Annotated in this window: 14 protein-coding genes and 1 pseudogene; 14 read left to right on the top strand and 1 reads right to left on the bottom strand. The window is 72.1% G+C overall.

Translation table 11 applies throughout. The annotated features are described in order from the left end of the window. Positions 1-42 precede the first annotated feature (42 nt). Together ElP_RS16070 and ElP_RS16065 are read left to right on the top strand one after the other, a co-directional pair. Complete coding sequence (locus ElP_RS16070; RefSeq protein WP_145270963.1) at positions 43-1,533, top strand: sulfatase; 1,491 nt, start codon at positions 43-45, stop codon at positions 1,531-1,533. A 72-nt stretch (positions 1,534-1,605) separates the two neighbouring features. Next, positions 1,606-2,703 carry a PA0069 family radical SAM protein gene (locus ElP_RS16065; protein WP_145270961.1) on the top strand — a complete coding sequence of 366 codons (1,098 nt, stop codon included), beginning with the start codon at positions 1,606-1,608 and terminating at the stop codon, positions 2,701-2,703. Between the two features lie 15 nt (positions 2,704-2,718). On the opposite strand, the gene ElP_RS16060 is transcribed toward ElP_RS16065, so the two are convergent. Further along, on the bottom strand, positions 2,719-3,696 hold the full coding sequence (locus ElP_RS16060; protein ID WP_145270959.1) for a serine hydrolase: 978 nt from the start codon (positions 3,694-3,696) through the stop codon (positions 2,719-2,721). Positions 3,697-4,355: 659 nt separating this feature from the next. Between ElP_RS16060 and nifJ the strand changes: the two genes are divergently transcribed. The 12 genes and pseudogenes from nifJ (at position 4,356) to ElP_RS16000 (ending at position 21,476) form a co-directional block, all read left to right on the top strand. Further along, entirely contained in the window at positions 4,356-7,940 is a 3,585-nt protein-coding gene (gene nifJ / locus ElP_RS16055; RefSeq protein ID WP_145270957.1) for a pyruvate:ferredoxin (flavodoxin) oxidoreductase, read from the top strand. After that, complete coding sequence (locus tag ElP_RS16050; RefSeq protein ID WP_145270955.1) at positions 7,937-8,950, top strand: dihydroorotate dehydrogenase-like protein; 1,014 nt, start codon at positions 7,937-7,939, stop codon at positions 8,948-8,950. Before nifJ ends, ElP_RS16050 begins: the two co-directional genes overlap by 4 nt. Before the next feature lie 30 nt (positions 8,951-8,980). Continuing rightward, the gene (gene hoxE, locus ElP_RS16045) at positions 8,981-9,514 is read left to right on the top strand and encodes a bidirectional hydrogenase complex protein HoxE (RefSeq protein ID WP_145270953.1); all 534 of its coding nucleotides are present in this window, start codon (positions 8,981-8,983) and stop codon (positions 9,512-9,514) included. Then, entirely contained in the window at positions 9,504-11,141 is a 1,638-nt protein-coding gene (gene nuoF, locus ElP_RS16040; protein ID WP_145270951.1) for an NADH-quinone oxidoreductase subunit NuoF, read from the top strand. The genes hoxE and nuoF overlap by 11 nt, the downstream gene beginning before the upstream one ends. Before the next feature lie 4 nt (positions 11,142-11,145). Continuing rightward, on the top strand, positions 11,146-11,856 hold the full coding sequence (gene hoxU / locus ElP_RS16035; protein ID WP_145270949.1) for a bidirectional hydrogenase complex protein HoxU: 711 nt from the start codon (positions 11,146-11,148) through the stop codon (positions 11,854-11,856). Next, positions 11,844-12,350 (top strand): annotated as a pseudogene (locus ElP_RS16030) (NADH-quinone oxidoreductase subunit B family protein); the annotation flags it as partial. The gene hoxU and the pseudogene ElP_RS16030, both read left to right, overlap by 13 nt. 127 nt (positions 12,351-12,477) lie before the next feature. Then, positions 12,478-13,902 carry a Ni/Fe hydrogenase subunit alpha gene (locus ElP_RS16025; RefSeq protein WP_145270945.1) on the top strand — a complete coding sequence of 475 codons (1,425 nt, stop codon included), beginning with the start codon at positions 12,478-12,480 and terminating at the stop codon, positions 13,900-13,902. Continuing rightward, the gene (locus ElP_RS16020; RefSeq protein ID WP_145270943.1) at positions 13,902-14,396 is read left to right on the top strand and encodes a hydrogenase maturation protease; all 495 of its coding nucleotides are present in this window, start codon (positions 13,902-13,904) and stop codon (positions 14,394-14,396) included. The genes ElP_RS16025 and ElP_RS16020 overlap by 1 nt, the downstream gene beginning before the upstream one ends. A gap of 476 nt (positions 14,397-14,872) precedes the next feature. Continuing rightward, complete coding sequence (locus ElP_RS16015) at positions 14,873-16,150, top strand: ACP S-malonyltransferase (protein WP_145270941.1); 1,278 nt, start codon at positions 14,873-14,875, stop codon at positions 16,148-16,150. A 19-nt stretch (positions 16,151-16,169) separates the two neighbouring features. Beyond that, positions 16,170-18,131, top strand: a complete 1,962-nt coding sequence (locus ElP_RS16010) for an acyl-CoA dehydrogenase family protein (protein ID WP_145270940.1) — start codon at positions 16,170-16,172, stop codon at positions 18,129-18,131. 2 nt (positions 18,132-18,133) lie between these two features. After that, the gene (locus tag ElP_RS16005) at positions 18,134-20,296 is read left to right on the top strand and encodes a 3-hydroxyacyl-CoA dehydrogenase NAD-binding domain-containing protein (RefSeq protein ID WP_145270938.1); all 2,163 of its coding nucleotides are present in this window, start codon (positions 18,134-18,136) and stop codon (positions 20,294-20,296) included. A gap of 4 nt (positions 20,297-20,300) precedes the next feature. Further along, positions 20,301-21,476, top strand: a complete 1,176-nt coding sequence (locus tag ElP_RS16000; RefSeq protein ID WP_145270936.1) for an acetyl-CoA C-acyltransferase — start codon at positions 20,301-20,303, stop codon at positions 21,474-21,476. The last annotated feature ends 137 nt before the right edge of the window (positions 21,477-21,613 follow it).

The following is a 21,613-nucleotide window of genomic DNA, read 5'->3' as shown; positions in this document are numbered from 1 at the left end:
GATTCACGAACTGATCCCGATCCTCCCCAGGGAGAACGCCCCGTGAACCGATCGATCACCCCCGGCTTCCTGCTCCTGGCCCTGCTCGGCGTCGCCGCCGACCGGGCCGGGGCCGCCGACCGGCCGAACGTCCTGTTCCTCATCTCCGACGACCTGAACAACGCCCTGGGCTGCTACGGCAACCCGCTGATGGAGACGCCGAACATCGACCGCCTGGCCGCCCGGGGGGTCCGGTTCGACCGGGCCTACTGCCAGTACCCGCTCTGCGGCCCGAGCCGCAACTCGATGCTCACCGGCCTGTACCCCAACAGCACGGGCATCCTCGCCAACAGCCAGATCTTCCGCCAGACGATCCCCTCGGCCGTCAGCCTGCCGCAGGCGTTCCGGCTCGACGGCTACTTCGCCGGCCGGATCGGCAAGCTCTACCACTACAACGTGCCCAACTCGATCGGCACCAACGGCCACGACGACCCCGGCTCCTGGGAGCTGGAGCTGAACCCGGCGGGCGTCGACCGGCTGGTGGAGCAACCCGACGAGATCTTCTCGCTCGTCCCCGGCCAGTTCGGCGGCACCCTGAGCTGGTACGCCTCCCCCCGGCCCGAGGAGCAGCACACCGACGCCCTCCAGGCCGTCGACGCCGAGTGGGTCCTCGAACGCTGCGCCCGCCGGCCGGACCGCCCCTTCTTCCTCGCCGTCGGCTTCTTCCGGCCCCACACGCCGTACGTCGCCCCCGAGTCCTACTTCGGCCGGTATCCGAAGGAGCGGATGCCGGTGGTCGAGGGGGTCGAGGAGGACCAGCGGGACATCCCGCCCCCCGGCCTGATGAGTTCCAAGAAGGAGCAGGACGCGCTGACCGACGACCTCCGCCGGGAGGCCCTCCAGGCCTACTACGCCAGCATCAGCTTCATGGACGCCCAGGTCGGCAAGGTGCTCGACGCGCTGGACCGCCTCGGCCTGGCCGAGGACACGATCATCGTCATGACCAGCGACCACGGCTACCACACCGGGGAGCACGGCCTCTGGCAGAAGATGAGCCTGTTCGAGGAAAGCGCCCGGGTGCCCCTGATCATCGCCGCGCCGGGCGTCTCCCGGGGCGGCACCGTCTCCGAGGCCCCCGTCGGCCTGGTCGACCTGTATCCGACCCTGGCGGAGCTGTGCGGGGTCGACGCCCCGGACGGCCTGCAAGGGCAGAGCCTCGTCCCCCTGCTGAAGGACCCCGAGGCCCCCGGCCGGGGCTGGGCCCTCAGCCAGGTCCGTCGCGGCGGCGGCCAGGGCGGGTTCCTCGGCTACTCCCTCCGCACCCCCCGCTGGCGCTACACCGAGTGGGACGGCGGCGACCGGGGCCGGGAACTCTACGACCACGACGCCGACCCCCGGGAGCTGACCAACCTCGCCGACGACCACGGGCACGCCGACGCCGTCGCCGAGCTGTCCGCCCTGCTCCGGGAGGCCGTCGGCTCCACCTTCCCCCCCTCCGGCGAGACTCCCGAGCTGCGAGACGGCCCCTGGGCCCCGAACCTCACCAATCCCTGACCCGGATCTCCCCCGGCCCTCGCGTCCGTGTTAAGATACAAACGAACACGAGGCGCCGCCGGGGAGCGAACCATGTCCGAGCCGAATCGACCGACCGCGAAGGGCCGAGGCTCGCAGGTCCGGCCCCCGAACCGCTTCGGGGGCCTCTCCTACGAGGACGACTTCGAGGACCTGGAATCCGACCCCGAGGGGCTGCTCGAACACCTGGAATCGCTGGAGAACCTCCGGACCGAGTACATCCCCGACCGGTCCCGGACGATCATCGCCGAGAACGACAGCCCCGACGTCGGCTTCCGCTACAGCCTGAACCCCTACCGGGGCTGCCAGCACGGCTGCTCCTACTGCTTCGCCCGGCCGAGCCACGAGTACCTCGGCCTCGACGCCGGCCTCGATTTCGAGTCGAAGATCCTCGTCAAGCACGACGCCCCGGCCCTCTTCCGCGCCTTCCTCGCCCGGCCCGGCTGGGCGGCCGAGACGATCGCCCTGTCGCCGAACACCGACGCCTACCAGCCCGGCGAGCGCGAGTTCCGCCTCACCCGGGGATGCCTGGAGGTCGCGGCCGAGGCCCGGCAGCCGATGGGGTTGATCACCAAGAATGCGCTCATCCTCAGGGATCTGGACGTGATCGGCCCGATGGCCGCCGAGGGCCTCGTCCACGCCCACGTCAGCCTGACCACCCTCGACGCCGGGCTCGCCCGGTCGATGGAGCCCCGCACAAGCACGCCGGCCGCCCGGCTGCGGGCGATCCGGGGGCTGGCCAACGCCGGGGTGCCGGTCGGGGTGCTCGTCGCCCCGGTGATCCCGGGCCTGAACGACCACGAGATCCCGGGCCTCCTCGCCGCCGCCGCCGGGGCGGGCGCCCGGTCGGCCGGATACGTCCTGCTCCGCCTGCCGATGACCGTCGGCCCGATCTTCTGGGACTGGCTCCGACGCGCCCGGCCCGACCGCTTCGACCGCGTCCGGTCCCAGGTCCGATCGGCCCGGGGGGGCAAGGACAACGACTCCACGTTCGGCCGCCGCATGACCGGTTCGGGGCCGACGGCCGACCGGATCTCCTCCGTCTTCCGCCTCTTCCGCGCCAGGCACGGGCTCGACGGCGGCCTGCCCCCGCCGGACCGCTCCCGGTTCCGGCCCCCCGGCCCGGCCTCGGGGCAGCTCATGCTGTTCTGATCGGAGGATCGCCCGTCAGCCTCCGGGGCCTCCCCCCCGGGCGGCCTCCAGGACCATCGCGGTGACCTTCGCCGCGGCCTCCTCCAGCCGATCGCCGGCCTCGGCGCGGGGGAGGTCGCCCGGCCCGGGTCGGGAGAGTATCACGGCATAGGCAATCGGCCCGGCCCCGGGGGCCTCCCACCAGCCGGATCGGACCCGGGCCATCGGGTCGGTGTTGAGGCTGCCCCCCTTGAACTGGTGTTGGCCGTCGAGCCCGAGGTGCTCGTCCTCGGCGAGGATCGCCCCCCGGATGGCCTCGACCGTCCCCGGACCGGCCCCTGGCACCTCGCCGACGGCCAGCATCCGCATCACCGAGGCCAGCGCCGCGGCCGAGGCCTCGTTGTCGCCGGTCACGTCCCGGGGGGCGAGCATGTAGCGTCGGGAGGCGATGGGGGCGAGCGTCGGGTCGAGGGCGTGGATCGCCTCCGTCAGCGCCTCGGGGCCGCCGAAGAGGGCGGTCACGGCGCTGGCCGCGGCGTTGTAGACGTGGTTCGGCGCGTCGATCGACCCCATCATGATGCCGCCCAGCGACCGGGCCGAGGCCCCTCGCAGGGCCCCCCGGATCTCGTCCCGCTGGGCCGGGGTGTAGGGGGCCATCGCCGGGTGGTCGTCGGCCAGGGCCTCGTCGAGCCCGGGAGGGCTGGCGTCGAGGTCGTCGGCATACCGGGAGAACAGGACGACGAGGTAGGCCGTCTTGATCGCGCTGGCCGACGGCCGGGCGGCGTCGGGGTCGAGGGCGAAGAGGGCCGTCCCGTCGGGCCCGCCGACCCAGACACTCGCGACGGCGCCCTCGGCGTGCTCGTCGATCAGGGCGAGGACCTGCGCCTCCAGGGCGGCCGGATCGGGCCCGGCCGAGACGTCCCCGGCCGGGAGACGGCCGGGGTCCAGGACCGCCACGATCGCCAGGATCACCACCACCGAAGGCGTGCGCGAGCGCATCACGAGACGTTTCATCGAGGGCTCCCGAAGGGAGGACGGGCCGGGGAGTCGGGCCGGATGCGGCCGAGTTCGCAGGGAAGGTCCGTACCACATCGGCGAGCCCCGGTCATCAAGCTTCCCCCGCCGGGGCGAGGGGTCCCCACCGACCGGGTCCGGCATCGCCGACGATCCGGCCGGCGGCGCCCCCCCTGCGCGGGGCCTTGTGCGAGCGATTCCGGGAGGCGGGCGACTTCTCCGTCAGCCTCGATTCCGACGCTGGATCGGGGAAAGCCGCCTTAGGGGAGACCCACCAATCGAGGCGTCCCGGCCGGGGATGCCGGCCATTCCCGTACCGTCCGGGACGGGGGCCGGGATGGACGACCGCCTCGATCCCCTCCGATCGGCCGCCGGGGAGGAAATTGGAGTCGAGGGTCCGCTTGCATGCCGGCGTCGGAGCCGCTAGACTTCCAGATGTAACGTCGTCACTTACGAGAGGTGGCGATAACCCGGCTAAGGGAGCCCCGGCAGGCGATCACGATCGCTTGCGCGGGGTTTTTTTCGTTTCCCCCGACGCCCGCCCTCGATCTCGGCGACGGGCCTCGGGGAGGCAGGCGATCGGCCCGGGGCGGCCGGGACGACCATCGGGGGGGCGAGGCGGAGGGTCCGCCCCGGCCACCCCTCGGAGGAGGTCGGACGTGGACAGACGATCGGTGACGATCGACGGCAACGAGGCCGCGGCTTACGTCGCCCACCTGACGAGCGAGGTGATCGCGATCTACCCGATCACCCCGGCCTCGCCGATGGGGGAGCTGGCCGACGCCTGGTCGGCGACCGGCAGGGAGAACATCTTCGGCGTCGTCCCCGACGTGATCGAGATGCAGAGCGAGGCCGGGGCGGCGGGGGCCGTGCACGGGGCCCTGCAGGCCGGGGCGCTGACGACGACCTTCACGGCGTCGCAGGGCCTGCTGCTGATGATCCCGAACATGTTCAAGATCGCCGGCGAGCTGACGCCGACGGTCTTCCACGTCGCCGCCCGGACGGTCGCGACGCACGCCCTGTCCATCTTCGGCGACCACAGCGACGTGATGGCCTGCCGGTCGACCGGGTGGGCCATGCTCGCCTCCTCCTCCGTGCAGGAGGCGCAGGACATGGCGATGATCGCCCAGATGGCCACCCTGGAGGGGCGGGTGCCGGTCCTGCACTTCTTCGACGGCTTCCGGACCTCGCACGAGGTGAACAAGATCGAGCAACTGTCGATCGACGATGTCCGGGCGCTGATCGACCCGGGGCTCGTCCGTGAGCACCGGGACCGCGCCCTCTCGCCCGACCGACCGGTGCTCCGGGGCTCGGCCCAGAACCCCGACGTCTTCTTCCAGGCCCGGGAGGCGTGCAACCCCTTCTACGACGCGATGCCCGGGGTGGTGCAGCGGGCGATGGATCGCTTCGCCGAGCGGGTCGGCCGCCGGTATCGGCCGTTCGAATACCACGGCGCCCTCGACGCCGACCGCGTGGTCGTGGTGATGGGCTCGGGCGCCTCGACGGTCGCCGAGGCGGTCGACCACCTGGCCTCGAAGGGGGAGAAGGTCGGGCTGCTGAAGGTCCGCCTCTTCCGGCCCTTCTCGGTGGCCGCCCTCGCCGGGGCGCTGCCGGAGAGCGTGAGGTCGGTCGCCGTGCTGGACCGGACCAAGGAGCCGGGGGCGGTCGGCGAGCCGCTCTATCAGGACGTGCTCACGGCCCTGGTCGAGTCCCGGGGGGGCGACGGGGCGATGCCCCGGGTCATCGGCGGCCGTTACGGGCTGTCCTCGAAGGAATTCACCCCGAGCATGGCCGTCGCCGTCTTCGACGAGCTGAAGGCCGACGCGCCGAAGCGACGGTTCACGGTCGGCATCGTCGACGACGTGACCCACCTCAGCCTCAGGCACGATCCGGATCTCTCGACCGAGCCGGACGACGTGACCCGGGCGGTCTTCTACGGCCTGGGGAGCGACGGCACGGTCGGCGCGAACAAGAACTCGGTGAAGATCATCGGCGAGGGCACGCCGCTCTATGCTCAGGGTTACTTCGTCTACGACTCGAAGAAGTCGGGGGCGATCACCGTCTCCCACCTCCGGTTCGGCCCCCGGCCGATCGACTCGCCCTACCTGATCTCCCGGGCGAACTTCGTGGCCTGCCACCAGTCCACGTTCCTGGAACGCATGGACGTGCTGGAGCTGGCCGGGCCCGGTGCCACCTTCCTGCTCAACAGCCCGCACGGCCCGGCCGAGGCCTGGGGCACCCTGCCGGCCGAGTTGCAGCGGACGATCATCGACAAGGAGATCAGGTTTTACGTCGTCGATGCGTTCCGGGTCGCCGCCGACGCCGGGCTCGGGCCCCGGATCAACACGGTGATGCAGACCTGCTTCTTCGCCCTGGCGGATATCCTGCCGAAGGACGAGGCGATCGCCCGCATCAAGGACGCGATCCGGAAGACGTACGGCAAGCGCGGCGAGGTGGTACTGGAGCGGAACGACGCGGCCGTCGACGGTGCCCTGGCCGCCCTGCACGAGGTGGCGGTCCCGGCCGAGGTCTCGAGCGGCCGACGTCGGCGTCCGGCCGTCTCGGGCGCGGTGCCGGAGTTCGTGGAGAAGGTCACGGGCCTGATGATGGCCGGCAAGGGGGACTTGCTCCCGGTCAGCGCCCTGCCGGTCGACGGCACCTTCCCGACCGACACGGCGAAGTACGAGAAGCGGAGCATCGCCCAGGAGATCCCGATCTGGGACCCGGACCTCTGCATCCAGTGCGGCCTGTGCGCCTACGTCTGCCCCCACGCCACGATCCGCATGAAGATCTTCGAGCCGGCAGGGGTGCAGGGCCGCGACGGCAAGGCCGAGGGCTTCCCCACCCGGGCCTGGAAGGGGAAGGAATTCCCGGGCCATCACATGACCATCCAGGTCTACCCCGACGACTGCACCGGCTGCGGCGTCTGCGTGGACGTCTGCCCGGCGGTGAGCAAGGAGGTGGCCCGGCACAAGGCGATCAACATGGAGGCGAAGACCGAGGACGTGCTCCTCGTCGAGCGGGCCCGGCTCGACGTCTTCGAGTCGATCCCGGACTCCGACCGCTCGGCGGTGAAGTCCGACACGGTGAAGGGCTCGCAGGCCCTCCGGCCGCTGTTCGAGTTTTCCGGCGCCTGCGCCGGGTGCGGCGAGACGCCCTACCTCCGGCTGATGAGCCAGCTCTTCGGCGACCGGGCGATGATCGCCAACGCGACCGGCTGCTCGTCGATCTACGGCGGCAACCTCCCCACCACGCCCTACGCCACCGACGCCGAGGGCCGGGGCCCGGCCTGGGCGAACTCCCTCTTCGAGGACAACGCCGAGTTCGGCCTGGGATTCCGCCTGGCCGTCGACCGCCTGGAAGACCAGGCCCGGGGGCTGCTCCGGGGGCTCTCGCCTCGGGTCGGCGACGACCTGGCGGGGGCGATCCTCGGCGCCGAGCAGCGCGACGAGGACGCGATCCGGGCGCAACGAGATCGCGTCTCGGCCCTGAAGCGGGCGCTGGACGGGCTCGACGGGCCGGAGGCGGCGGCGCTCGGGAGCGTGGCCGACGCGCTGGTCCGCCGCAGCGTCTGGATCGTCGGCGGGGACGGCTGGGCCTACGACATCGGCTTCGGCGGCCTCGACCACGTGCTGACCTCGGGGAGGGACGTGAACATCCTCGTGCTCGACACCGAGGTCTACTCGAACACCGGGGGCCAGGCGTCGAAGTCGACCCCGAGGGGGGCCGTGGCCAAATTCGCCGCCCAGGGGAAGGGGATCGCCAAGAAGGACCTGGGGATGATCGCCGTCGACTACGGCAACGTCTACGTCGCCCAGGTGGCGATGGGGGCCAACCCGCTCCAGACGCTCAAGGCGTTCCGGGAGGCCGAGTCGTACCCGGGCGTCTCGCTGATCCTGGCCTACAGCCACTGCATCGCGCACGGCATCCAGATGTCGACCGCGATGTCGCACCAGAAGGAGGCCGCCTCCAGCGGCTACTGGCCGCTCTTCCGCCACGACCCGAGGCTCGCCGGCGAGGGCCTGACCCCCTTCCACCTGGACAGCCGAAAGCCCACCCTGCAGTTCCGGGAGTTCGCCATGAAGGAGGCCCGGTACGCGATGCTCGCCCGCTCCGACCCGGGGCGATCCGAGATGCTGATGCAACTGGCCCAGCAAGACATCGACGAACGCTGGCATTTCTACGAGCAAATGGCCGGGGTCGAGCGATCGGTGCCCGGGCGCGTGGTGGGGGTGGTCTCATGAGCGTCGACCTCAGCACCCGGTACCTGGGCCTGGATCTCGCCCATCCGGTCGTCGTCTCGGCCTGCTCGCTGGGCTTCGACCGAGACAACCTCCGGCGGATGGAGGACGCCGGCGCCTCGGCCGTCGTCCTCCCCTCGCTGTTCGAGGAGCAGATCGTCCACGACCAGATGGCCGTCCACGAGTTCTACGAGTTCACCTCGGACAAGTTCCCGGAGGCCCTCTCCGTCTTCCCCGACATGGACGACTCCAACTCCGGCCCGGAGGCGTACCTCCGGCTCGTCGAGTCCGCCAAGCGGTCGCTCGCGGTCCCCGTGATCGGCAGCCTTAACGGGACCTCCTCCGGCGGCTGGATCCGCTATGCGAAGCTTATCCAGGACGCCGGCGCCGACGCGCTGGAACTGAACGTCTACCGGGTCGTCACCGATTCCCACGAGGACGGCCCGGCCGTCGAGGCCAGGGACCTTGAGCTGGTCTCCGAGGTCTGCAAGTCGGTCACGATCCCGGTCGCGGTGAAGATCGGCCCCTACTTCAGCGCCCTGCCGAACCTGGCGGTCCGCCTGGCCGGGGCCGGGGCGAGCGGCCTGGTGATGTTCAACCGCTTCTACCAGCCGGACATCGACCTGGAGACCCTCCGCGTCGCCCCCCGGCTCGTGCTGAGCACCAGCGACGAGGTCCGCCTGCCGATGCGCTGGATCGCCGTCCTGTACGGGAGGGTCCGCGCCTCGCTCGCCGCGACCACCGGCGTCCACACCCATGAAGACGTGCTCAAGCTGCTCCTGGCCGGGGCCGACGTGACCATGGTCGCCTCGGCCCTGTACACGCGGGGGATCGGCCACCTCCGGGCGATGATCGACGGCACCCGGTCCTGGCTGGAGGAGCGGGACTATACCTCCGTGGCGCAGATGAAGGGCAGCATCAGCCAGATCAATGCCCCCGACCCCGAGGCGTTCGAGCGGGCGAATTACATCAAGACACTGGTCGATTACACGGGCACCGAGGCGACGACCTGAGTCGTCCTCGGCGCACGGGGGGGCGTCACCGTGGACAAGCCGGTCCGGCGGCAGACGAGGCCGGCCTGCTCGGCCGAGACCGGGCACCCGGGCGGAGACGGGCGCTTCCGCCTCGTCGACGAGGAGCTGAAGCGGCAGCGGTTCCGGCAGGATTCGCTGATCGAGGTCCTGCACCGGTCGCAGCAGGTCTTCGGCGTCCTCGATGACGACGTGCTCCGCTACGTCTCCCGGGGACTGGGGCTGCCGCCGAGCCGGGTCTACGGCGTGGCGACGTTCTACCACCTCTTCCGGCTGACCCCCCGGGGCGATCACACGTGCACCGTCTGCACCGGCACCGCCTGCTACGTGAAGGGGGCGGAGCGGGTGCTGGCGGTCGCCGAGCAGTCGGCCGGGGCCCGGGCGGGCGAGACGACGCCGGACGGCCGGATCACCCTGGAGACGGCCCGCTGCATCGGCTCCTGCGGCCTGGCGCCGCTCGTTGTATTCGACGGGGAGGTGGCGGGCCACGTCTCGGCCGAGGAGGTCGCCGATCGCCTGAAGGGATGGGTGGGCCATGGACCTTGAGGAACTGATCGCACTGGCCGAATCGGAGCGAGCCGGCCGGCTCCCCGTCGAGGTGAGGGTCTGCCTCGCCGCGAGCTGCCTCGGCTCGGGGGCCGGGGGCGTCCGGGACGCGATCGCGGGGGCCATCGCCGACCGGGGCCTGGCCGGCCGGGTCCGGCTCCGGGAGGTCGGCTGCCTGAGGCTCTGCAGCGAGGGGCCGCTCGTCCAGGTCGACTCGGAGGGGGCCGACCCGGCTCTCTATGCGAAGGTCGACGCGCGACTGGCCCCGGTGATCGCGTCGGCCGCATCTGGTGACCCGGCGGAAGGCATCCGTCTCGTCGACCTTGGCTCGCCGTTCTTCGCCCTGCAGCGACCGATCGTGCTGGAGAACACCGGCGTCGTCGAGCCCGAGCGGATCGAGTCGTCCCTCGCCGCCGGGGCCTACCGCTCGCTGCACCACGCCTTGCACGAACTGGGGCCCGAGGGGATGATCGCCGAGGTCACCCGCAGCGGGCTCCGGGGTCGGGGAGGCGCCGGCTACCCGACGGGCTTGAAGTGGGCGACCGTCGCCAAGATGCCGCCGGGGCCGAAGTATGTCGTCTGCAACGCCGACGAGGGGGACCCCGGCGCCTTCATGGACCGGAGCGTCATGGAGAGCGACCCGCACCGGGTGCTGGAAGGGATGGCGATCGCCGCCCTCGCCGTGGGCGCCGACCGGGGCTACATCTACGTCCGGGGGGAGTACCCCCTCGCCATCGCCCGGCTCGACACGGCGATCCGCCAGGCCCGGCGGCTCGGCCTGCTGGGGAGCATGATCTTCGACTCGCCGTTCAACTTCCGGGTCGACCTGAGGATCGGTGCCGGCGCCTTCGTCTGCGGCGAGGAGACGGCGCTGATGCAGTCCATCGAGGGCCGTCGCGGCCAGCCCCGCCCCCGGCCGCCGTACCCGGCCGAGTCGGGCCTCTGGGGGTGCCCGACCTTGATCAATAACGTCGAGACGTTCGCCAACATCCCCGCCATCATCCGGGAGGGGAGCGATTGGTTCTCCGCCATCGGGACCGAGGGGAGCAAGGGGACGAAGGTCTTCGCCCTGGCGGGGAAGGTGAGGAACTCGGGGCTCGTCGAGGTGCCGATGGGCCTCCCGCTGCGGACGATCGTCGATCAGATCGGCGGGGGTGCGCCCGAGGGGTCGACGACGAAGGCGGTGCAGACCGGGGGGCCTTCGGGCGGCTGCATCCCGAGCGGGTTGTTCGACACGCCGGTCGAATACGAGGCGCTCAAGGCCCTCGGCTCGATCATGGGCTCCGGCGGCATGATCGTGATGGACCAGGACGACGACATGGTGGGCATCGCCCGCTTCTTCATGAAATTCTGCATGGACGAGTCGTGCGGCAAGTGCGTCCCCTGCCGGGCCGGGACCGTGCAGCTCTACCGGATGCTCGACCGGATCGAACGCGGGGTCGCCCCGGCCGGGGAGCTGGGGCGGCTGGAGGCGCTCTGCGACCTGGTCAAGCACGCCAGCCTCTGCGGGCTCGGCCAGGCGGCGCCGAACCCGGTGCTCAGTACCTTGCGGTTCTTCCGTCACGAATACGAGTCTCGCCTCGTCAGCCCGGATGGCGACGGGGCCCGGGCACCGACCCCGAGGTGACCCCATGGCCGTCACGACCCTGACGCTCGACGGCGCGTTGATCAGTGCCCGGGAGGGGCAGACCATCCTCCATGCGGCCCGGGATGCCGGGGTCCGGATCCCGACGCTCTGCGACCTCGACGGACTGACCCCCGTCGGCGCCTGCCGCCTCTGCCTGGTGGAGGTGGACGGCCGCCTGGTGCCCTCGTGCGTCACCCGGGCCGCCGAGGGGATGGAGGTCAGCACGGCCACCGACCGCCTCCGGGAGTACCGCCGGATGATCCTGGAGCTGCTGTTCGCCGAGCGGAACCACGTCTGTTCGGTCTGCGTGGCCAACGGCGATTGCGAGTTGCAGGACCTGGCGATGGAGCTGGGGGTGGACCACGTCCGCTACGAGTACCTCGACCCGCCCTGCGAGGTGGATGCCTCGCACGACCGCTACGGCCTGGACCACAACCGCTGCATCCTCTGCACCCGATGCGTCCGGGTCTGTGACGAGATCGAGGGGGCCCACACCTGGGACGTCGCCGGGCGCGGGACGAGGTCCCGGGTCATCACGGACCTGCACCAGCCGTGGGGGGAGTCGGGCACCTGCACCTCCTGCGGCAAGTGCGTGATGGCCTGCCCGACCGGCGCCCTGTTCCACCGGGGGTCGTCGGTCGCCGAGAATATCCACGACCGCGAGAGGCTGCACGACCTGGTCACGGCCCGGGAGGAGGGGCGATGGGGCGTCTGAGGCTGGCGACGGCCTGGCTCGGCGGCTGCTCGGGGTGTCACATGTCATTCCTCGACATGGACGAATTCCTGCTGGATCTGGCCGACCTCGCCGACCTGGTCTTCTCGCCCCCGCTGGTCGACACCAAGGTGTATCCCGAGGGGGTCGACCTCGTGCTGGTCGAGGGGGCCGTCTGCAACGCGGAGCACCTGGCGCTGATCCGGACGATCCGGCGTCGGACCCGCCTGGTCGTCGCCCTCGGCGACTGTGCCGTCACGGGGAACGTGTCGGCGATCCGGAACGTCCTGGGGGGGGCGTCGGCGGTGCTGGGGCGATCCTACCTGGAGAACTGCGACCCGCCGGGACCGATCCCGTCGGACCCCGACCTCGTGCCGACGCTCCTCGACCGGGTCGTGCCGGTGCACGCGGTGGTCGACGTCGACCTGTTCCTGCCGGGTTGCCCGCCCTCGGGGCCGACGATCCGGGCGGTGCTGGAGAAGGTGATCGCCGGGGAACCGGTCGACCCGGGGACGCTTGGCCTCCACTTCGGCGGCTACGGCCGGCGGTCGCTCGAACTCGACGGCGGCCCGACCAGGCCGGAGTGGCCGTCACGCGATCGCCCGACGAGGAAGGGGAGGGACGATGGGCGAGCGAATCCTGATCGACCCGGTGACCCGGATCGAGGGCCACGCCAAGATCAGCATCCACCTGAACGATGACCATTCGGTCGCCGACGCCCGGTTCCACGTCGGCGAGTTCCGGGGCTTCGAGAAATTCTGCGAGGGGAGGCCGCTCTGGGAGATGCCCGGGCTGACGGCCCGGATCTGCGGGATCTGCCCGGTGAGCCACCTCATCGCCTCGGCCAGGGCGGGGGACGCGATCCTCGCCGCCACCGTCCCCCCCGCGGCCGAGCAATTGCGAAGGCTCATGAACCTCGCCCAGATCGTGCAGTCGCACGCCCTGAGCTTCTTCCACCTGAGCGGGCCCGACCTCCTGCTCGGCTTCGACGCCGACCCGTCGCGTCGGAACCTCCTCGGCTTGGCGGTCGCCGACCGGGAGGCCGCGCTGCGGGGCATCCGCCTGCGGCAGTTCGGCCAGGAGATCATCGAGCTGCTCGGCGGGAAGCGGATCCATCCCTCCTGGTGCGTGCCCGGCGGGGTCCGCTCCGCCCTGTCGTCCGAAGGGCGGGCGCACATCAAGGCGAGGCTCCCCGAGGCGAAGGAGGCCGCCCGATACGCGCTGGACCGGATGAAGGGTTTGATCGACACGTTCTCGGATGAGACGGCATCGTTCGGGAATTTCCCCACGCTGTACCTCGGCCTGGTCGCCGCCGACGGGGCCTGGGAACATTACGGCGGCCGGGTCCGCGTCCTCGACGCCGACGGGGCCGTCCTGGTCGACGGATTCGAGGCCGGGGCGTATCGGGAGTTCATCGGCGAGGCGGTGCAGCCCGATTCGTACCTGAAATCGCCCTACTTCCGGCCCCTGGGGCATCCCGGCGGCATGTACCGCGTGGGGCCGCTCGCCCGGCTGAACCTCTGCGAGCGCATGGGCACGCCCCTGGCCGACGCGGAACTGGTCGAGTACCGACAGCGAGGGGGCCGGATCGTCTCGTCGTCGTTCTGGTACCACTATGCCCGGCTCATCGAAATCATGGCGGGCGTCGAACTCATCGAGCGGCTGATCGACGACCCCGGGCTCGGCGCCGGCCGCCTCAGGGCCGAGGCGGGCATCAACGCCCCGGGGGGCGTGGGCGTGGGCGAGGCCCCGCGGGGGACGCTGTTCCACCACTACGAGGTGGACGAGGACGGCCTGGTCCGGTCGGTGAACCTGATCATCGCCACCGGCCAGAACAACCTGGCGATGAACGCGACGGTGGCCCAGATCGCCCGGCGCTACATCTCGGGCCCGGCGATCCCCGAGGGGGTGCTCAACCGCCTGGAGGCGGGAATCCGCGCCTTCGACCCCTGCCTCAGCTGCTCGACCCACGCCCTCGGCCAGATGCCGATGGTCGTCCGGCTCGTCGGCCCGGACGGTTCGATCCTCGACGAGGCGAGGCGAGACTGATGGCGACCCCTTCGTCGGCGACCGGCCCGATCCTCGTCGTCGGCTATGGCAACCGCCTCCGGCGGGACGACGCCGTCGGCCCGATGGCGGCCGAGGAGGTCGCCCGTCGGGGCGTCCCGGGCGTGGTCGCCGTCTCGTCGCACCAGTTGCTCCCGGAACTCGCCGAGCAGGTCGCGTCGGCCCGAGTCGCGATCTTCGTCGACGCCCGGCTCGCCGACGGCCGGGCCGGCATCCGGGTCGTCCCGATCCGCCCGTCGGAATCCCCGTTGCCGATCGGCCACATGGGGGACCCCCGGAGGCTGCTCGCGCTCGCCAGGGAGGTCTTCGGCACGTCCCCGAGGGCCTGGCTGGTCACCGTCCCGGCCACCGACCTCTCGACAGGCGAGGGGCTCTCCCCGGCGGCGGCGTCCGGGCTCCGCGAGGCCCTGGGACGGATCGACGGGCTCCTCGACGCCGAGGGACTCGCGCCGTCAGCCCGGCGTCATCGGCCGTGATCGGGCAACCGATCGCCGGCGGGACGGCCCGATCGCGGGCCCCCGCCCGGGGTGGACGGCGACGCCGGGCACCCGATCGGGCGGCGGGGACGCCCGCGGCGATCGACGCGATTGCGCCTTTCCTTCGACGGGATGGATGCGAATAATCCAGACATCGAGATTGCTGGCCGAGCGCCGGACGGGTCATGACCGGCGGCCGGGGGCACTCGAATCGAAGCCGGGCGGATCGGCGGTCCCCGCGATAAGGTCGGGGGCCCTGCCGGGCTCTCCCCGCGTCCTGTTGCGATCGGGACTGCCCGACGGTCCCCGGTCGCAGCACCATCCGCCGCAACCGAGCCGGACGACGGAATCCCGATCCCCTTCGCCGCGGGCCGCCCTGCCGGCCCGGCTCTCCGTCTGTCCTGTCCTGTCCTGACCGAGCGACGCAGATCGATCCGTCGGGGTGATCCCAAGGGCCCTGACAAGGCGGGATAACAATGCGTGTCCGGCCATCGAACGGCATCCGGCGTGATGCGCTCGCCGGCATCATTCGCCGCACCCGGCCGAGCGAGCTCCCGGCGGAGCGACCGACCGGGCCGGAGGGGCATCGGCTCATCCCCCGGGGAGACGCGGGCGACCTGTCGGCGGACCGGATCGCCACCGCCGCGTTCGCCTTCCGGGGCTACGACGTGTCGAACCAGGGCCGGAGCCACGAACTGCTGGGGCACCGCGCCTACGGGCCGGTCTTCCGGGCCGTGCTGGAGGAGGCGTCGGCGATCGGCTCCGAGGCGCTCGGGGTGAAGCTCGACCTCGTCGGCCGGGTCCGGGACCGCGAGCCCTCGACACTGGCGACCTACGCCCAGGACGCCGCGACGATCGTCGCCGTCGAGGTGGCCCAGCTCCGCCTGCTCGAGGAGTTCTTCGGCGTCCCCCTCGCCCGGGCCGGCCTCGGCTTCGGCTATAGCGTCGGCGAGGTCTCGGCGCTGATCGGGGCGGGGGTCTACCGGATGGATCAACTCCTGCCGGTCCTGCTCGGATTCGCCGAGGACTCCGCGGCGCTGGTCGCCGAGACGACCATGGGCATCCTCTTCACCCGGGGGCCCGACCTCCCCTTCGAGGAGGTCGAGCGAACCTGCCGGATGATCAGCGGCGAGGGCGGTGGCCTGATCGGCCCCTCGGCCTTCCTGTCGCCGAACGCGGCGCTGCTGATCGGCCAGGGGGACACGGTCGGGCGGTTCGGCCGGGCGATGGCGGGCGAACTGTCGGTCGAGGCCTCGCTCCGGTGCCGTCCGAACCGCTGGCCCCCGCTGCACACCCCGCTGGTCTGGCGTCGGAGCATCCCGAACCGGGCCGCCGTCGCGCTGCACTCCGTCGCCGGGGGGACCCGGGAGCCCTCGCTGCCGCTGGTCTCCTGCGTGACCGGCGAGGCGAGCTATACCCACTGGAACAGCCGCCAGTTGCTGGTGGAGTGGACCGACCACCCCCAGCGGCTCTGGGACGTGATCGATCACACGCTGTCCTCGGGGATCCGGCTCGTCGTCCACGTCGGGCCGGATCCCACGCTGATCCCGGCGACGTTCAAGCGGCTGGGCGACAACGTCATCGAGCACATGAGGGCCCGGCGGCTCGAACGCCTGGGCCGCACCGTCATCCCCGGCCTGGGCCGGCACACCTGGCTGACCCGGATGCTGCCCGCCGGGGCGTCCGTGCTGCGGGCGCCGTTCGTCCACCACCTCATCCTGGAGGACTGGTTGCTCGAGCGGGACGTCCCCTGATCCGGCCTGGAGTCCCCCCATGAAGACCGAGACCGAGCAGAGCGGGCCCGACGCCCCGAACTTCGTCGAATCGGCGTTGCGGCTCGGCGGGAAGAGCGACCAGGAGGCGCGATCGACGGCCTCGATCGACCGGGCCGACGATCAGGTCGAGGATCTCTTCGAGCCCGGCCACCGCACGGCCGACAGCCCGATCCACCGGGTCGTCTGGGATCGGGGCGTGCCGATCGACCTGTTCCTCCCCGGGGAGCCGGGGGCGTCGCCCCGATGCGAACGGGTGATGGACCGATCGCTGGAGGTGGTCCGCCGCCACAAGGGCGGCGGCACCCTGCTGGGGCCGGACGGGAAGATCGCCGGGGCCGTATTGGACGACCTCGCCGCCGTCGGCTACTGGGGCCTGCTGATCGATCCCGAGTACGGCGGCACCGGGGCGCCGTTCGCCGCGTTTGCCCGGTTCTTGACGCGCATGAGCACCCTCGAGCCGATGATCGCCGGCCTGGCCTCGGTCCACGGCTGCATCGGGGCGGTCGACCCGCTCCGGGCCTTCGGCACGCCCGAACAGCGGCGACGACTCCTCCCCCCCCTGGCGCGGGGCGACCGGCTCTCGGGGTTCGCCCTGACCGAGCCCGGCGCCGGCTCGGATCTCACCGCGCTGCGGACCCGGGCCGAGCCCGACGGAGACGACTACGTCGTCGACGGCGAGAAGCTATTCATCACCAACGCGGTCCCCGGGCGGACGATCGGGCTCGTCTGCCGGATCGACGACCGCCCGGCGGTCATGATCGCCGACCTGCCCGACCGCGAGGACGAGCATTTCCAACTGGTCCGGTACGGCATCTTCGCCCTCCGGCAGGCCCACAATAACGGCCTGCGCTTCCGCGCGTTCCGGGTCCCCGGGGAGAACCTGCTCCGGCCGACCCGGGGGGACGGCCTGACGATCGCCTACCACGGCCTGAACCGCGGCCGGGTGGCCCTCTGCGCCACCGCCGCCGGCACGATGCGCAAGATGCTGGCCGACCTCGTTCCCTGGGCGCGATTCCGCCGGACCTACGGCGAGCCGATCGCCGGCCGGGAGCTGGTCCGCCGCCGGATCGGCCGGTTGGCGGCCCTGATCGCCGGCTGCGACGCGCTGGTGGACTGGTGCGCCCGCCTGCTCGACGAGGGATATCGCGGCGAGATGGAATGCATCGTCGCCAAGATCTTCGGCAGCGAGGCCCAGAAGGACGCCGCCATCGAGCTCGACATGAAGACCCACGGCGGCCGGGCCTTCCTGCGCGGCCACCGGTTCGGCGAGAACGTCCACGACTACCTCGCCCCCTGCATCTACGAGGGCGAGGGGGAGATGCTCGGCCTCGCCTTCTTCAAGTCGCTGATCAAGGAGCACGGCAAGGCCTATTTCGAACCCATCGGGCGGGCCGTCCGGGAGGCCGGCATCCGCTCACCGGACCCGATGAACCCGGCCCACGCCTGGGCCATGCGACGGGCCCTGGCCCCCTACGCGGGCTGGTGGGCCGGCCAGCACCTCGGACGCCGCCGCCGCACGGCGCTCCCCGACCTCCCGGCGAACCTGGCCGCCCACGCCCGGTTCGCCCTGGACGAGCTGCACCGGAGTCGCCTCGAGATCAGCGCGACGATGGCCCGGCACCAGCTCCGGCTGGCCGACCGCCAGTGCCGCATGGCGGAGCTGTCGCGTCGCGTCCAGGGCCTGGTGGTGATCCTCGCCACGAGCCTCTGGGCGGGGAGGCAGCAGGACGTGCTCGTCCGGGCGGCGGCCGACGTGCTCTGCCGCGAACTCAGGCGGGCCCACACCGGCCGCCGCCCGAGCGACGACGACTATCGGGCCGTCACGACGCTGGGCGAGGCGATCGCCCGAGGCGGCTACGCGCCCCTCGACGGCATCGAGGCGGACGAGATCCGCATGCCCTACCCGCAGGACGGCGGCACCCGGCCGACCGGGGGCCCGGCACCCTCAGCCTCGGAGTGATCATGGGAAACGCATTCCGACTGGATCAGGTCGACGGGTCGATCGCCCTGCTGACGTTCGACCTGCCGGGCAAGAAGGTCAACACGCTGGGCCGGGCGGCGCTCCTGGAGCTCGCCGGGCTCGTCGAGCACCTGGAAGGTCGGTCCGACCTCCGCGGGCTGCTCTTCCGGAGCGGCAAGCCCGGCCAGTTCATCGCCGGCGCCGACCTCAAGGAGCTGGCCGCCCTCGCCTCGGCCACGGGCGACCGGGTGGCCGAGGTGATCGACTTCGGCCACCGGCTCCTCGACCGGATCGCCCGGCTGCCCTTCCCGACGGTGGCGCTGATCGACGGCAATTGCATGGGAGGCGGGACCGAGCTGATCCTGGCGATGGACGACCGCATCGCCTCCGCGTCGCCCGGGACGAGGATCGGACTGCCCGAGGTCTCGCTCGGGCTGCTGCCGGCCTGGGGGGGCACCCAGCGGCTCCCCCGGCTGATCGGCATTCATCACGCAATCGACATGATTTGCTCCTCGACCGTCGTCGCCGCCGAGCAGGCGGCGGCGCTGGGACTCGCCTTCGACGCGGTCCCGAGCGACCGGCTGGTGGAGGAGGGCGTCCGCCTCGTCGAGCACCTCCAGGGCGTCGGCGATTGGCCCGAGCGACGGCGGCGGCTCCGGGGGCCGCTCGGCCTCGGCGACGACCAGCTTCGCTTCGCCGTCACCGTCGCGGAAGGGGCGATCCGGGCCAGGACCCGCGGCCGATATCCCGCCCCGCTGGCCGCGCTCGGCGCGATTCGGGACGGGTGCAATCGCCCCCTGGAGGGAGGGCTCGCGGTCGAGCGGGAGGCGGCCCTGGGGCTGATCGGGTCGCCCACCTCGGCGAACCTGATCGCCGTCTACTTCATGAAACACCGCCTCGATCGCGACCCGGTCGCGGCCGCCCCCGGGGCCGTGGCCCGGCCGGTGCGGCGTGTCGGCGTCGCGGGGGCCGGCCAGATGGGGGCCGGGATCGCCACGGCGGCCGCCCGGTCCGGCCTCCGGGCGGCGATGGTCGACCTCGACGAATCCCGGCTCGCCGCCGGCCTGGCGAAGGCCCGGGGCGTCGTCGCCAGCCGGATCAAGATCGGCCGCGCCTCGCCCGAGGACCTGGCCGAGATGCTCGGTCGATTGAGCACGTCCACGTCCCCCCGGATTTTCGCCGATTGCGACGTGGTCGTCGAGGCGATCACCGAGGACGAGGCGGCCAAGACGGCCCTGTTCCGGGAGATCGGCGGCGAATTGCGCGACGACGCGATCCTGGCCAGCAACACCTCGACGATCTCGATCTCCCGGATGGCCGCCTCGGCCCCGGACCCCGAGCGGTTCGTCGGCCTGCACTTCTTCCACCCGGTCGACCGGATGGAGCTGGTCGAGGTCGTCCGGGGCGATCGGACCGGCGAGGAGGCCGTGACGACGGTCGTCGCGCTGGCCAGGCGGCTCCGGAAGACGCCGATCGTCGTGCGCGACGCCCCCGGCTTCCTGATCAACCGGGTCCTCTTCCCGTACCTCAACGAGGCGTTCCGGCTGGTGCAGGAGGGGGCCCCGATGGACCGGGTCGACGCGGCGGCCGAGCGGTTCGGGATGCCGATGGGGCCGATCGCCCTGGCCGACTTCATCGGCCTCGACACGGTCGCCGGGGCGGGAGCGGTCCTGGCCGCCGCCTTCCCCGACCGGGCGGCCCCGACCCCCATCATCGGGGATCTCGTCGCCGCCGGCCGCCTGGGCGAGAAGGCGGGCGCGGGGTTCCGATCGCACGCCCGGGAGGGCAAGCCGGCGGCCGACCCCGCCGCCCTCGCCCTGCTGGAACGCCGCCGGATCGGCGATCGCCCGCCGACCGACAAGGAGATCTCCGATCGCCTGTTCCTGCCCATGCTCCTGGAAGCGACCCGTGTCCTGGAGGAGGGGGTCGTCCGGGAGCCGTCGGAGGTCGACCTGGGATTGATCCTCGGCGTCGGCTTCCCCCCGTTCCGGGGGGGGCTGCTCCGGTGGGCCGACGCCGAGGGCGCGGCCGGGGTCCTCGACCAGTTGGAGCCGTACCGCGACCTGGGGGCCCGGTTCGAGCCGACCGGATCGCTCTCGCTCCTGGCATCGAGCGGCGGGTCGTTCTATCCCAGGGCCGAGATGGCCGCGTCGCCGGAGGGGTGAACCGATGAGACGAGCCGTGGTGATCGACGCCGTGCGCACCCCCGTCGGGCGGGCGTCGGCGGATCGGGGATGCTACCGGGACGTCCGTGCCGAGGACCTCTCGGCCCACGTCATCCGGGCGCTGGTCGACCGGACGGGGATCGACCCCCGACTCGTCGAGGACGTCCGATGGGGATGCGTCCAGCAGCAGGGTGAGCAGGGGTTCGACATCGCCCGGATCGCCGCGCTCGCGGCCGACCTGCCGGTCGAGGCGGGGGGGGTGACGGTCAACCGCAACTGCGCCTCGGGCCTCCAGGCGATCAACGACGCCGCCATGAGCATCGCCGCCGGCTGCGAGGACGTCCAGGTCGTCGGCGGGGTCGAGCACATGGGCCACGTGCCGATGGACCGCGGCTACGACCCCTGCCCGAGCCTCTTCCGCCGCCACAGCGAGGCGATCATGCACATGGGCCTGACGGCCGAATACCTGGCGGCGAAGTACCACATTTCCCGGGCACGGCAGGACGCCTTCGCCCTGAGGAGCCACCTCCTCTCCGCCGAGGCGACCGACGGCGGGGCGTTCCTCGGCGAGGTCGTCCCGACCTGGGGGCGCGACGAGGCCGGCAGGAAGTCCCTGCTCGCCGAGGACCAGGGGATCCGCCGCGACACCTCGCCCGAGTCCCTGGCGGCCCTCCCACCCGCCTTCCACCCCGACGGCGGCACGGTGACGGCGGGGAACAGCTCCCAGGTCAGCGTGGGGGCGGCCGCCCTGCTGGTCATGTCGGAGGAGAAGGCGGCCGAACTCGGCCTGGAGCCGATGGCCCGGATCCGTTCCATGGCGGTCGCCGGCGTCGAGCCGGAGGAGATGGGCATCGGCCCGGTCCCGGCCGTCGGCAAGGCGCTGGCGAGGGCCGGCCTCGCCCTGGGGCAGGTCGGCTGCATCGAGGTGAACGAGGCGTTCGCCGTCCAGGTGCTCGCCGTGTTGCAGTCGCTCGGCATCGACGAGCGGCGCGTGAACCTCCGGGGCGGGGCGATCGCCCTGGGCCATCCCCTCGGCGCGAGCGGGGCCCGCATCGCGACCACGCTCCTGCATCGGATGCGCGGCGAGGGGGCCATGTTCGGCCTGGCGACGCTCTGCGTCGGCCTGGGCCAGGGCGTCGCGACCGTCTTCGAGGCGTGCACTAAGGGCGCCGATTCCTGATCGCCGCGATCGCCGTGATCGCCGTGATCGCCGTGATCGCCGGGCCGGGGGATCGGGACGGTGACCTCCGGGGGCCGGGCGGGGGATGATGGGACGCCCCACCTCCCCGCCATGGCCCCGCCCGGCATGGCCCGGCC

Source organism: Tautonia plasticadhaerens (assembly GCF_007752535.1).
GTDB lineage: Bacteria > Planctomycetota > Planctomycetia > Isosphaerales > Isosphaeraceae > Tautonia > Tautonia plasticadhaerens.
The sequence above is the reverse complement of the archived record's forward strand: the minus strand, read 5'-3'. Positions and strand labels throughout refer to the sequence as shown.

Excerpts from the sequence above, each read along its gene's own strand:
- ElP_RS16000 (WP_145270936.1), top strand. The coding sequence starts at position 20,301 with ATGAGACGAGCCGTGGTGATCGACGCCGTGCGCACCCCCGTCGGGCGG.
- ElP_RS16010 (WP_145270940.1), top strand. The coding sequence starts at position 16,170 with ATGAAGACCGAGACCGAGCAGAGCGGGCCCGACGCCCCGAACTTCGTC.
- ElP_RS16060 (WP_145270959.1), bottom strand. The coding sequence starts at position 3,696 with ATGAAACGTCTCGTGATGCGCTCGCGCACGCCTTCGGTGGTGGTGATC.
- ElP_RS16065 (WP_145270961.1), top strand. The coding sequence starts at position 1,606 with ATGTCCGAGCCGAATCGACCGACCGCGAAGGGCCGAGGCTCGCAGGTC.
- ElP_RS16020 (WP_145270943.1), top strand. The coding sequence starts at position 13,902 with ATGGCGACCCCTTCGTCGGCGACCGGCCCGATCCTCGTCGTCGGCTAT.
- nuoF (WP_145270951.1), top strand. The coding sequence starts at position 9,504 with ATGGACCTTGAGGAACTGATCGCACTGGCCGAATCGGAGCGAGCCGGC.
- ElP_RS16015 (WP_145270941.1), top strand. The coding sequence starts at position 14,873 with ATGCGTGTCCGGCCATCGAACGGCATCCGGCGTGATGCGCTCGCCGGC.
- ElP_RS16025 (WP_145270945.1), top strand. The coding sequence starts at position 12,478 with ATGGGCGAGCGAATCCTGATCGACCCGGTGACCCGGATCGAGGGCCAC.
- hoxU (WP_145270949.1), top strand. The coding sequence starts at position 11,146 with ATGGCCGTCACGACCCTGACGCTCGACGGCGCGTTGATCAGTGCCCGG.
- ElP_RS16005 (WP_145270938.1), top strand. The coding sequence starts at position 18,134 with ATGGGAAACGCATTCCGACTGGATCAGGTCGACGGGTCGATCGCCCTG.
- ElP_RS16050 (WP_145270955.1), top strand. The coding sequence starts at position 7,937 with ATGAGCGTCGACCTCAGCACCCGGTACCTGGGCCTGGATCTCGCCCAT.